At 72.4% G+C, this 12437-nt stretch carries 6 protein-coding genes and 5 pseudogenes; 7 read left to right on the top strand and 4 right to left on the bottom strand.

What is annotated here, in order from left to right; all coding sequences use genetic code 11:
* Both B1205_RS31010 and B1205_RS07120 read right to left on the bottom strand, forming a co-directional pair.
* Positions 1-362, bottom strand: a pseudogene (locus B1205_RS31010) (transglycosylase domain-containing protein); the annotation flags it as partial.
* Positions 363-556: 194 nt separating this feature from the next.
* Positions 557-1000, bottom strand: a complete 444-nt coding sequence (locus tag B1205_RS07120) for a DUF5318 domain-containing protein (protein ID WP_089154840.1) — start codon at positions 998-1000, stop codon at positions 557-559.
* Positions 1001-1174: 174 nt separating this feature from the next.
* Here B1205_RS07120 and B1205_RS07115 point away from each other — a divergent pair, with 174 nt between their 5' ends.
* Positions 1175-1813 carry a PadR family transcriptional regulator gene (locus tag B1205_RS07115; RefSeq protein WP_089154839.1) on the top strand — a complete coding sequence of 213 codons (639 nt, stop codon included), beginning with the start codon at positions 1175-1177 and terminating at the stop codon, positions 1811-1813.
* Between the two features lie 23 nt (positions 1814-1836).
* A complete protein-coding gene (locus B1205_RS07110; protein ID WP_089154838.1) occupies positions 1837-2916 on the top strand; it encodes an inositol-3-phosphate synthase in 1080 nt (359 codons plus the stop codon).
* A 168-nt stretch (positions 2917-3084) separates the two neighbouring features.
* Here B1205_RS07110 and B1205_RS07105 read toward each other — a convergent pair.
* Positions 3085-3509, bottom strand: a pseudogene (locus tag B1205_RS07105) (methylated-DNA--[protein]-cysteine S-methyltransferase).
* A 144-nt stretch (positions 3510-3653) separates the two neighbouring features.
* Between B1205_RS07105 and B1205_RS07100 the strand changes: the two are divergent.
* Positions 3654-4196 carry a hypothetical protein gene (locus tag B1205_RS07100; RefSeq protein WP_089154837.1) on the top strand — a complete coding sequence of 181 codons (543 nt, stop codon included), beginning with the start codon at positions 3654-3656 and terminating at the stop codon, positions 4194-4196.
* Between the two features lie 24 nt (positions 4197-4220).
* Positions 4221-5726 carry a flotillin family protein gene (locus B1205_RS07095; RefSeq protein WP_089154836.1) on the top strand — a complete coding sequence of 502 codons (1506 nt, stop codon included), beginning with the start codon at positions 4221-4223 and terminating at the stop codon, positions 5724-5726.
* 52 nt (positions 5727-5778) lie between these two features.
* On the opposite strand, the pseudogene B1205_RS07090 reads toward B1205_RS07095, so the two are convergent.
* Positions 5779-7181: pseudogene (locus tag B1205_RS07090) on the bottom strand (CCA tRNA nucleotidyltransferase).
* A gap of 132 nt (positions 7182-7313) precedes the next feature.
* Between B1205_RS07090 and murJ the strand changes: the two are divergent.
* The 3 genes and pseudogenes from murJ to sigM all read left to right on the top strand — a co-directional run bounded on the left by murJ (position 7314) and on the right by sigM (position 11697).
* Positions 7314-9001 (top strand): annotated as a pseudogene (murJ, locus tag B1205_RS07085) (murein biosynthesis integral membrane protein MurJ).
* 407 nt (positions 9002-9408) lie between these two features.
* A pseudogene (locus tag B1205_RS07080) lies at positions 9409-10955 on the top strand (protein kinase family protein).
* A 43-nt stretch (positions 10956-10998) separates the two neighbouring features.
* Positions 10999-11697, top strand: coding sequence for an RNA polymerase sigma factor SigM (gene sigM, locus B1205_RS07075; protein ID WP_089154973.1), 699 nt, complete (start codon positions 10999-11001; stop codon positions 11695-11697).
* Positions 11698-12437: the final 740 nt, after the last annotated feature.

The raw sequence follows: 12437 nt of genomic DNA, 5'->3' as shown, positions 1-12437 counted from the left end.
CCCGCCGCGCCCACCGAGGCCCGACCGGCGGGACCGCCGGCCGGGGAGACCGGAACGGACGCGCGTCCGGAACCCGCGCGCCCGGCGACACCGGGTGCCGGGGAGACGGGCACCGAGGCCCGCCCCGCGCCGGCGCGGCCCACCGAGGCCGAGCCCGAGGCACCGCGGGGCACCGGGGCGGCACCGCCGACGGAGGCCCGGCCGCCCGGGCCGCGCGGTGTGACCGAGGCACGCGCCGAGGCGGTGCCCTCCGGGGCGTCGGACCAACCGTTCCCGCGCGGGCTCCGCTCGGAGCCGGGGTCGCCGTTCGGGCCCGGGATCTGGGCCCGGCCACGCGAAGAACTGGAATCGCCGTAGTTCATTCCTCACACCCTGCCGGTCGCGGTGGGGCGCGAGGGCGCCGCCACCGGGTTGCCGTGAGTTGGAACACGAGACGCTACCCGCCGACCGTGCCGACGCGCGCCCGTACAATTCGACCTATTCGGACTAATCACGCTTGACGGCCGTCGCGCCTGCCGCCCGGATGACGGGCCGGCAGCGGTCGGAACAGCCGCGTTCACCGTTGCGCCTCTCGCCTTCGCCGAGGGGTGGAGCCGTCGGCCGCGGCCGACTCGGTCGCGTCCGCCTCGCCCGCGAGGCCGTCCCGTCCGAGCAGGAACTGCTCGACGAGATGGTTCCAGTCGCAGCCGGGGCAGACCTCCACCACGAACACCTGGAACTCACGCAGCGTCATGGCCAGGACGGGCAACTCGGCCCGGGTACGCGCCTGGCCGGCCGACTGCTTGAGTTCGTCGCCGTAAATGTAGTGGACGTGGATCAGGTTCTCGCTACGGCAGATCGGGCAGCGGTGGTCGGTCGGCTCACCGTGGAAGCGGGCGGCGTTCTTCAGGTACGGCGAGGCGTCACAGACGTCGTACGTGCCGATCCGCCCGGCGAGGAGTTCACGCAGCACCGCTCGCTTCTGGAGCGAGTAGTCGACGACCTGGCGCTGCGTACGCATGCGGCAAAGGGTACGCGCTCCGGCGAACCGAGGCGACCACGGTCACGATCAGTGATGGGCGCGTCGCGTAACCAGGGAATTGCCCTGCCCACCGGCGTCCGCTAACGTGCGATGTATCGGTCCGATACATCGCGGCGGTTAGCCTTCCGCGCGGGGGGAAAGAAGGGATGGCCCGTGCTCGAGCTCGCCATCCTGGGCCTCCTGCAGGAAGCTCCGATGCACGGCTACGAGCTGCGCAAGGAACTGACCGCCAAGCTCGGCGCCATCCGGGCGGCGATCAGCTACGGCTCGCTCTACCCGACCCTGCGACGGCTGCAGGCGGCGGGATGGATCACCGAAGCCGCCGAGACACCCGCGACCGCCGAGGAGGTTCCCGCGCTGACCAGCCGACGTGGTCGGGTGGTCTACACCATTACCGCGGAGGGCAAGGAACGCTTCGCCCAGCTCATAGCGCAGGCTGGACCCGAGACGTACGACGACACGGGCTTCGGCGTGCACTTCGCGTTCTTCGCCCGGACCGACCAGGCCACCCGACTCCGGATCCTGGAAGGTCGCCGTCGCAAGATCGAGGAGCGTCGCGAAGGTCTTCGTGACGTGCTCGGCCGGGCAGCCGAGCGCCTCGACGCGTACACCCTGGAACTGCAACGCCACGGGCTCGACGCCTGTGAGCGCGAGGTCCGCTGGCTGGAGGAGCTCATCGCCAACGAGCGCTCCGGCCGGGCCCCGACCGCCCCGAAACCCGGGACGACCGGCGGCCGAGGAGACAACGACAGCCCGCCCACGCCTGGAACGTCCAGGACAGAGCGGCCGTGATGAAGAAGAAGGAGGCAGACGCTATGGGCTCCGTCCGCGTCGCCATCGTCGGTGTGGGTAACTGCGCCTCGTCCCTCGTGCAGGGCGTGGAGTACTACCGGAACGCCGACCCGAACGACCGCGTCCCGGGTCTCATGCACGTCACCTTCGGCGACTACCACGTCTCGGACGTGAAGTTCGTCGCGGCGTTCGACGTGGACGCCAAGAAGGTGGGCATGGACCTCGCGGAGGCGATCGTCGCCAGCGAGAACAACACGATCAAGCTGTGCGACGTGCCGCCGACCGGCGTCACCGTGCAGCGCGGCCCGACCTTCGACGGTCTCGGCCAGTACTACCGCGAGATCATCGAGGAGTCGGACGCCGAGCCGGCCGACGTGGCGCAGGCGCTGCGCGACGCGCAGGTCGACGTGGTCGTCTCCTACCTGCCGGTGGGCTCCGAGCAGGCCGACAAGTTCTACGCCCAGGCCGCGATCGACGCCGGCTGCGCGTTCGTCAACGCCCTGCCGGTCTTCATCGCCTCCGACCCGGAGTGGGCGCAGAAGTTCACCGACGCCGGTCTGCCGATCGTGGGTGACGACATCAAGAGCCAGGTCGGCGCCACCATCGTGCACCGCGCGCTGGCGAAGCTGTTCGAGGACCGTGGGGTCGAGCTGCTGCGCACGTACCAGCTCAACTTCGGCGGCAACATGGACTTCATGAACATGCTGGAGCGCAACCGCCTGGTCTCCAAGAAGATCTCGAAGACCCAGTCGGTGACCTCCCAGATCCCGCACGAGATGAGCAAGAGCGACGTGCACATCGGCCCGTCCGACCACGTGCCGTGGCTGGACGACCGCAAGTGGGCCTACATCCGCCTGGAGGGCCGTTCCTTCGGTGACGCCCCGCTCAACGCGGAGCTGAAGCTCGAGGTGTGGGACTCGCCGAACTCGGCCGGTGTCATCATCGACGCCGTCCGGGCCGCGAAGATCGCGCTGGACCGCAAGATCGGCGGCCCGATCCTGAGCGCGTCGAGCTACTTCATGAAGTCCCCGCCGGAGCAGTACGCCGACCACGACGCGCACGCCGCCGTCGAGGCGTTCATCGCCGGCGAAATCGAGCGCTGACGCACCGACCACAGCAACACCAGAGGGCCGGGTCCAAACGGACCCGGCCCTCTCACGTCCCGCCCCACCGAACGCGTTGATCATGAAGTTGACGGCGATGTCGATCTCAGAAGCTGCCGCCAACCTCATGATCAACGCGGTTGGCGGGGCGTGCCTGGGGAGGGCGCGTCAGGACCAGGCTTGGCGCAGGGCTACGGCGGCCTCCAGCTCCAGGAGGGTCACCTTGCGGGGGAGTCCGCCGCCGAAACCGACCAGCTTGCCGCCCGCGCCGACGATCCGGTGGCAGGGCACGATCACCGGCACCGGGTTGCGGTTGCACGCCACCCCCACCGCCCGGGCCGCGCCTGGATCACCGAGCGCCTTCGCCACCGCGCCGTAGGTGGTTGTCTCCCCGTACGGGATGCGGGTCATCTCCCGCCAGACCGCGCGCTCGAAGTCCGACCCGCGTGGCGCCGACACCGGCACGCCGAACTCGGTCAACTCGCCGGCGAAGTAGGCCCGCAACTCCGCCACGGCCCGGCGGGCCAGGTCGTCGCCGGGCTCCTNCCGACGGAGAACTCGCCGATCGGGGAGTCGAGCACGGTCCAACGCATGCCGCCCATTGTCGCGTGACGGGCGAGGTTCCCCCAACCTCGCCAGCCGCAGCCGGGACCGATGGTCGGTCCCCGGGGGGGGTGACGATCGTGTCGCGCTGAGCGCACACTCAGCAAAAGCTGAACGGGCGCTGGACGCAGTGGATGTTGCGCCGGGCCGATACCGTGCAGGTCGTGGCCACGGGGACGCTCATCTTCCTGATCATCGGCGGGGCCGGGGTCGGCGTGCTGACCCTCGCTCTGCTCGGCTCCGGCGTGCTGCACATCGGCCATCCGGACGTCGACGGCCCGGTGTCGCTGGAGGCGGTCGCCGGGTTCACCGGGGCGTTCGGGTTCGGCGCCGCGATCGTCAACGAGATGCTCGGTGGACGTACCCCCGGAATGATCGCGGCGGCGGTGGCCGGCGGCGCGTTCGCCGCCGTGCCCACCGCGTGGCTGGCGGCCCGGCTGAGCCGCGCGGCCCGCAACATGCGCACCGACGCCACCCCCACCCGCGACCACCTGGCCGGTGCGATGGGCCTGGTGGTGACCCCGATCCCCAGCGGCGGTTACGGCGAGGTCCGGGTACGCCTGGCCGGCCAGCCGGTGAAGCTCAACGCCCGGGCCGACGGGCCGATCCCGATCGGCGCCCGGATCTTCGTGGTCGAAGCGCTCAGCGAGACCAGCGTGCACGTCGAGACCTACTGAATCCCTCAACAGACGGGAACCCCCATGCCCCTGCTCGTCGCCATCGGCGGCGCGGTCCTCCTCGCCGTCCTGCTCGTCTTCTTCGTGCTCTCCCGGATCAAGGTGGCCGGGCCGAACGAGGCGTTCATCGTCACCGGCCGCAAGGGCCGGACCACCCAGACCGCCGACGGCATCCGGTCCACCGACATGTCCGGGCAGAAGGTCGTGCTCGGCGCGTCGGTCTTCGTGCTGCCGGTGGTGCAGAAGCTCCAGTCGCTCGACCTGTCCAGCCGGCGCATCGACGTCGGCATCCGGGGCGCGGTGAGCAAGCAGGGCATCCGCGCCGACCTGCACGGCGTCGCGATCGTCAAGGTCGGTGGCACCGAGGACGCGATCCGGGCCGCCGCCCAGCGCTTCCTGCACCAGCAGGACGAGATCGACAACTTCACCCGGGAGGTGCTGGCCGGCGCGCTGCGCTCGATCGTCGGCCGGCTCACCGTCGAGGAGGTCATCCGGGACCGGGCCGCGTTCGCCAGCGCGGTCGCCGAGGAGGCCGAGCACTCGATGACCAACCAGGGTCTGGTGCTGGACACGTTCCAGCTCCAGGACATCCTGGCCGAGGGGTCGTACCTGGCCGACCTGGGCCGGCCGGAGGCCGCCCGGGTGCTCAAGGACGCGGCCATCGCCGAGGCCCGCGCCCGGCAGGCCGCCGAGCAGGAGCGGCTGCTCGCCGAGGAGGCGATCGCCGAGGCGAACCGGAACCTGTCGCTGAAGCAGGCCGCCATCCAGGCCGAGATCGACGCGGCGAAGGCGAAGTCGGCGGCGGCCGGTCCGCTCGCCCAGGCCGAACGGGACCAGGCGATCCTCTCCGAGCAGCAGAAGGTGGCCGAGCGCAACGCCGAGCTGAAGCAACGCCAGCTCGACACCGAGGTGCGCAAGCCGGCCGACGCGCAGCGGTACAAGGTGGAGCAGGAGGCCGAGGCGGCCCGCAACGCGGCGGTGCTGCGCGCCGACGCCGAGCGGCAGGCCACCATCGCCGCCGCCCAGGCCGTCGCCGAGCAGTCCCGCCTCACCGGTGAGGGTGAGCGGGCCCGCCGGGCCGCGCTGGCCGAGGCGAACGCGATCGAGGGCGCCAAGGAAGGTGAGGCGGAGCAGCGCCGGCGGACCGCGATCGCCGACGCGGTCGAGCGGGAGGGTCAGGCCGAGGCCGCGGCCATCCTGGCCCGGGGCCAGGCGGAGGCCGACGCGATGGCCCGCAAGGCCGAGGCGTTCGCCGCGTACGGCGAGGCGGCGGTGCTCGACCTGCTGGTCAAGGTCCTGCCCGAGGTGGTCGGCGCGGCGAGCGCCCCGATCGGCGCGATCGACAAGATGACCGTCATCTCCACCGACGGCGCCTCGTCGCTGACCAAGTCGGTGGCCGGCAACGTCGCCCAGGGCCTCCAGCTCGGCAGCGACCTGACCGGCATCGACCTGGCCGGGCTGCTCGCCCGGCTGGGCGGCGCGCACACCAACGGCAAGAGCACCGTGGACGGCAGCACCGTCGCCCCGTGACGTCACCCGCCCGCCGGTCCCCTCACAAGGGCCGGCGGGCGGTGGTACGGGTTCAGCCGACGATGCCCTCGCCGCGTGCCCAGCGCAGCAGCTCCGCCTCGGCCGCGTCGCGGTCCAGCGGGCCGCGTTCCAGCCGCAGTTCCTTGAGGTGCTGCCAGGCGCGGCCGACCACCGGCCCCGGCGGCACGCCGAGCAGCTCCATGATCGCGTTGCCGTCCAGGTCGGGACGGACCCGGGCCAGGTCCTCCTCGGCGGCGATCCGGGAGATCCGCTCCTCCAACGCGTCGTAGTCGGCCGCGAGCTGGGCCGCCTTGCGCCGGTTGCGGGTGGTGCAGTCGGAGCGGGTCAGCTTGTGCAGCCGGGACAGCAGGTCACCGGCGTCGGTGACGTACCGGCGCACCGCCGAGTCGGTCCACTCGCCCCGGCCGTACCCGTAGAAGCGCAGGTGCAGCCCGACCAGCTTGACCACCTGGGAGGTGACGTCCTTGGGGTAGCGCAGCGCCTTCATCCGGGCCTTGGTGAGCCGGGCGCCGACCACCTCGTGGTGGTGGAAGCTGACCCGGCCGTCCGGGCCGACCGCCTTGGTGCCCGGCTTGCCGACGTCGTGCATCAACGCGGCCATCCGCAGCACGAAGTCGCAGCCGCTCTCCTCCAGCGACATGGCGTTCTCGACCACGGTGAGGGTGTGCTCGTAGACGTCCTTGTGCTGGGCGTGCTCATCGATGGTGAGCTTCAGGCCGGTCAGCTCCGGCAGGAAGCGCTCGGCCAGGCCGGTGTCGACGAGCAGGCGCAGCCCGGTCACCGGGTCGGCACCGCAGAGCAGCTTGGTGAACTCGTCCCGGATCCGCTCCGCGGTGATCCGGTCCAGGTCGGCCGCCATCGCGGTCATGGCCGCGCGCACGTCGGGGTGGACGGCGAAGCGGAGCTGCGCGGCGAACCGGGCCGCGCGCAGCATCCGCAGCGGGTCGTCACGGAACGACTCCTGCGGCGTGCCGGGGGTACGCATGATCTTGGCGGCGAGGTCGACCAGACCGCCGTATGGGTCGGTGAACCGGTGGTCGGGAAGGCTCACCGCCATCGCGTTGACCGTGAAGTCNTCACCTGGTCGTAGACCTCCGCCCGGAAGGTGGTGATCTCCAGGTTGAGGCCGTCGCGCTGGCAGGCGATGGTGCCGAACTCGCGCCCGGTCTCCCAGATCGACTCGGCCCAGCCCCGGATGATCTTCACGGTCTGGTCCGGATGGGCGTCGGTGCAGAAGTCGAGGTCGTTGCCGAGCCGACCGAGCAGCGCGTCCCGGACCGACCCGCCCACCAGGTGCAGTTCATGTCCGGCTCGGGCGAAGCGCCGCCCCAGTTCGTCGGCGACCGGGGAGACACGGAGCAGCTCGGCGACGGCGTTGTGCTGCGCGGCGGTCAGCTCACGGCGATCGGCGGCGGAGGCGGAGGCTTCGGACATGGGAGCGCCAGCCTATCGGGCCGGGGGTGGATCGGCTGCGCCGGGCGCGGGTAACGGCCCGAGGTTGACTAAGGTTCCGGTTGTGCAGGGCCGGCCGGGCCCGGTTCCGACGGACCCCTTGGAGGCTGGGAGATGAGCGGCGGCGGGCTGTACCGCAGCGCGAACGCGCACGGCGGCGGCCTGCCGCCGGACGACGGCGCGACCTTCATCTCGGCGGAGCCGCTGAACCAGCCGGGCGTCGAGGCGGTCGCGCCGCCGCAGGAGGTGGTCGCCGAGACCAGCGCCGCGGCGAACAGCGCGGTGATGGCCGTCGGCAGCCTGGTCAGCCGGGGTACGGGCTTCATCCGCAACCTGATGGTCGGCGCCGCGCTCGGCAACGCGGTGGGCGACGTCTTCACCACGGCGCAGTTCCTGCCGAACCAGGTGTACGAGTTCCTGCTGGGTGGCGTGCTCACCAGTGTGCTGATCCCGGTGCTGGTCCGGCGGCGCAAGAGCGACCCGGACCGGGGCGAGGCGTACTCCCAGCGGCTGCTCACGCTGGCCGTGCTGGCGCTGGCCGTGGTGGCGCTGCTCGTCATGGCCGGCGCCTCGGCGTTGACGGCTGTCTACGCCAGCGGCAAGGACGACGCGTACCAGGGTCTGGTCACCAACCTGTCGTACCTGATGCTGCCGATGCTGTTCTTCACCGGGCTGAGCGCGCTGATCGCCGCGGTGCTGAACACCCGGGGGCACTTCGCCGCCCCGATGTGGGCGCCGATCCTGAACAACCTGGTCGTGATCAGCGCCTTCGGCCTGTACATCCTGATCTACGGGGCGAAGGCGATCGAGCCGCGGGAGATGGGTGGCGGCCAGATCCTGCTGGTCGGTGGCGGCGCCCTGCTCGGCGTCGCGGTCCANTCGACTTCCGCGCGCTCGGCCTGCGCGAGCTGGCCCGGCTCGGCGGCTGGATGTTCTGCTACGTCGGGGTCAACCAGCTCGGCCTCTTCGTGGTGGTCAACCTGCTCACCCGCGCCGCCGGGGGCGACAACGCCGGCCTGCTGATCTACAACAACGTCTTCCTGCTGCTGATGATGGCGCACGGCATCATCGCGGTGTCGATCATCACCGCGCTGATGCCCCGGATGAGCGCGGCCGCCGCCGAGAACCGGTTCGCCGACGTCACCGCCGACCTGTCCCGGGGCACCCGGATGGTCACCGCGGTGCTCGCCCCGATCGCGGTCTGCTACGCCGTGCTGGCCGGCCCGATCTCCGTCGTGGTGTTCCGCTACGGCGCCTTCACCGGCGACAACGCGGTGGCCACCTCGACGGTGCTGCTGGTCGCGGCGGTCGGGTTGGTGCCGTTCGCGATCAGCCAGCTCTTCACGTTCGCCTTCTACGCGCTGCCGGACACCCGTACCCCGGCTCTGATCAACATTCCGGTGGTGGCGCTGCGCGTGCTGCTCCAGGTGGGTCTCTTCCTGATCTTCTCGGACACCTTCGCGGCGGCTGGGATGATGCTCGGCAACGCCGTCTCGTTCCTCGCTGCGGCGGTCGTCTCGGCGATGCTGCTCCGACCCCGGGTGGGCCGGATCGGGCTCGGCGGGATCATGCGGACCCTCGGCCGGGTCGTCGTGGCCGCCTTGGGCGCCGCGCTGGTCGGCCTGCTCGTGGTCGCGGTGCTCCCCGGCGATCCGGCGAACCTGAGCTGGTCCGCCGCCGCCGTGCAACTGGTGGTCGGGGGCGCGGTGATCGGCGGGACGTACCTCGGGCTGGCCCTGCTGCTGCGGATCGGTGAGATCACCGAGGTGGTCGGGACGGTGCGGCGGCGGCTCGGGCGCTGAGTCGGAGCCACGGTGACCGACGGTGAACGAGGATCACCAGGCTGGGGATACGGCTGTGGATAACTTGGAATTCCGCCGTTGAGTGGGCCTCTCGGCCTGTGGACAACCAACCGTACGGATGAGGGTGCCCAGGCCGGGGCGGGGAACACACCGGGACGCCCCTGCGCCCGACCGCTTGCCGTCAACCTCTAGATTTGTCGGTGCGTGTCCGGGTGGGCCGCCCGTCGTGGGCGGCGCGACCCGGGCCGGCCCCGCGTCGACTGGCTTCCCACCGGCGACAGCGGGAAGATGACATGTCGGAGAACCGGGCATCCCGGGTAAGGTCGCACTCGACGGGTGCGGGCGGTGCCGACGTGGGCGTCGACGCCGGCTGCGCCGGTTCCACCGACGCCAGAGCGGGAAGCCACATGCCCAGCAGCACGGGTCCATCGATCGACACGATCACCGAGGGAGGACGGGTGACCCAGGTCGGCGAGGGTCAGGAAGCGGAGGAGAGTTCCCCTGCGGTCGTGACCTTCGGTGCTCCCACGGTCGGTGAGCTCCTCGCCGAACGCTACGAGCTGGTCGAGCACATCAACAACGACAGCGCGGGCCGGCTGGTCTGGCGCGGAGTCGACGTGGTGCTGCGCCGCCCCGTCGCAGTGGTCCTCCGCTACCCGGGTGGCGACTCCGCCACCGAGATGCTCCAGGCGGCGGTCGCGGCGAGCCGGGTCATCCACCCCAACCTGGTCGGCGTCTACGACGCGATCGACGAGGACGCCCGGGCCTACGTGGTCCGTGAGTGGGTGGACGGGCACTCGCTGCGCGAGATGGTCGCCGACGGTCCGCTGGACCCGGCGCGCGCCACCGCGATCGGCAACGCCGTCGCCAGCGCGCTCGCCGCGGTGCACGCCACCGGCATGGTGCACGGCAACCTCCACCCCGGCACCGTGATGATCAGCGACGACGGTCGGGTGGTGCTGGCCGACGCACGCACCGACGGGGCCGACAGCCAGGAGAGCGACCTGCGGGCCGTCGGCGGGGTGCTCTACTACGCCCTGACCGGGCACTGGCCGCACGGTGAGGCGCCGTTGCGCGGCGCCACCGCCGGGCACGGCCGGGCGGCCCTCCCGGACGCCGTCCGGGACGCCAGCGGCGCCATCGCCGCGCCCCGGCAGGTACGCGCGGGCGTGCCGGCGTACCTCGACGACCTCACCATGGACCTGCTCGACCCGGAGATCGCGCCGCCCTCGTCGGACGTGTTGTCCGCCGAGCTGAGCCGGCTGGACATCCCGGCCGACGAGCAGTTCCTGGAGCAGGCCGGGCCGCTGCGCTTCACCGCCGACCCGGGCGAGGAGCCGTCGCCGCTCGCCGCGGCCGGCGGTCGCCGGGTCGCCCTGGGCATCGCCGGTCTGCTGGCGGTGGCCCTGGTGGGCCTGCTCGTCGGGATCAGCGTGCTCGGCGGCGGCGACGGCGACAAGGAGCCGGTCTCCCAGCCGACCAGCAGCCCGCCCGCCACGGGCGGCAACAGCGAGGTCGTCGCGCCGGCCCGCAAGCTCACCATCCAGGACGTCCGGGTCATCGACCCGGACAGCAGCAAGCGCGACGAACTGGAGGACGCCGAGAAGGTGATCGACGGTGATCCCGACAAGGGTTGGGAGACCGACACCTACACCTCGGCCAACTTCGGCAACTTCAAGAAGGGCATGGGCATCTGGGTCGACCTGGGCGCCCCGCACACGGTGAAGTCGTTGCAGGCCACCCTCTCCTCCACCGGCGCCTCGGCCGAGCTGCGNCCTACTCCATCGTCGGGCAGCCGTTCGAGGACCACGACGGCACCACCATGACCTTCAACGGCTTCGAGCCCGGCCAGAAATACCAGTACCTCCTCTTCTGGGTCACCGAGCTGCCGAGGAAGGACGACGGCAGCGGCTGGAAGATCGGGGTCCAGGAGATCACGGTCCAGGGCTCGTGAGCCGTCCGCCGTACCCTCCGCACCACCTCCCCCGGGCGTGGTGATGGCGGGTCCCGGCGGACCGGCGGCCGGCACCGACCTGGAGCTGCTCCGGGCCCACGTCGCGGGCGACCGGGACGCCTTCGCGGAGCTGTTCCACCGGCATCGCGACCGGCTCTGGGCGGTGGCCCTGCGGACGATCGGTGACCGTGAGGAGGCGGCCGACGCGCTCCAGGACGCGATGCTGTCGGCGCACCGCGCCGCGGCCCGGTTCCGGGGCGACTCGGCGGTCACCACCTGGCTGCACCGGATCGTGGTGAACGCGTGCCTGGACCGGATCCGTCGGCGACAGACCCACGCCACCGTCCCGCTGCCGGACGGGGTGCACACCGACGGGGAGCCCGGGCGGCACACCGGCGGGGCGGAACCGGCCGCACCGGCCCGGGACCACGAGACCGCGCTGGTGATCCGGCAGGCGCTCGCGGCCCTGCCGGTGGAGCAGCGGGCCGCGCTGGTCCTGGTGGACGTGCAGGGCTACCCGGTGGCCGAGGTGGCGGCGATGCTCGGCGTCGCCGAGGGGACGGTGAAGAGCCGGTGCGCCCGAGGGCGGGCCCGGCTCGCCGTGCTCCTCGGGCACCTGCGCACCGGCTCGGACGAACCCGTGGACGTGCCCCCGGTCACCGCAGGGAACCGTCGGTCGCCGCAGGGCGTCGGATCCTCGTCGGGACGCGCCCGGCCGGACGTCAGCCAGGAGGAGCCGTGAGTTCCCGGGAGTTCAGCGAGGTCGACCACGACCTGCTCGCCGACTACCTCGGCGGAGCGCTGGACGGCACGCCCGAGCACGCCACCGTTGCCGGACTGGTCGAGCAGGACCCGACCTGGGGCGAGGCGTACGACGCCCTGGTCCGCGCGACGGACCTGGTCCACACCGATCTGGCCGCCTGGGCGGCGGAGCCCGCNGCCGGAGATGCCGGCGACGGTGGCCGACCGGATCACCGCCGCGCTCGCCGGCGCCGGCCCCGCCCCGGCCGCCGATCACCTGCCCGGCCGGACGGGTCGCGGCGTGACGACGGCGGGCGTACCAGCCCAGCCCACCCGGTCGAACCGCCCGCCCGGCACCGCCACCCGCCCCGAACGACACACCAGGCCGGGACGGCGGTGGCGCTGGGCCCGGGTCGCCGGGCCGGTGGCGCTGGCCGCGGCCTCGGTCGCCGCGGCGGGTCTCGGCGTCGGCTGGCTGACGGACGCGGGCGGCTACCGCAGCACCACGGCCGACCAGGCGGCGGGCGGGGCCGCGCCGGCNCGCCGGCGCCCCGTACCGGACCACCCGACCTGCCGTGCGCAGCGGCACGGACTGGACCCCTGAGCGCTTCACCCCCGGCGTGGGCGGCGTCACGGCGGAGTCGGACCGGCCGGACATGGCCGGGCCGTCCGGTGCGGCCAAGGGCGGCCGGGAAACCCCCCTCGCCGCCCCCGGGGGGGATCGGGTGGCAGCCGTCGGTG

This window comes from Micromonospora sp. NBS 11-29 (assembly GCF_002140155.1).
GTDB lineage: Bacteria > Actinomycetota > Actinomycetes > Mycobacteriales > Micromonosporaceae > Micromonospora.
This window is presented reverse-complemented; position numbering and strand designations above follow the sequence as displayed.

Excerpts from the sequence above, each read along its gene's own strand:
- B1205_RS07095 (WP_089154836.1), top strand. The coding sequence starts at position 4,221 with ATGCCCCTGCTCGTCGCCATCGGCGGCGCGGTCCTCCTCGCCGTCCTG.
- B1205_RS07110 (WP_089154838.1), top strand. The coding sequence starts at position 1,837 with ATGGGCTCCGTCCGCGTCGCCATCGTCGGTGTGGGTAACTGCGCCTCG.
- B1205_RS07100 (WP_089154837.1), top strand. The coding sequence starts at position 3,654 with ATGTTGCGCCGGGCCGATACCGTGCAGGTCGTGGCCACGGGGACGCTC.
- B1205_RS07120 (WP_089154840.1), bottom strand. The coding sequence starts at position 1,000 with ATGCGTACGCAGCGCCAGGTCGTCGACTACTCGCTCCAGAAGCGAGCG.
- sigM (WP_089154973.1), top strand. The coding sequence starts at position 10,999 with ATGGCGGGTCCCGGCGGACCGGCGGCCGGCACCGACCTGGAGCTGCTC.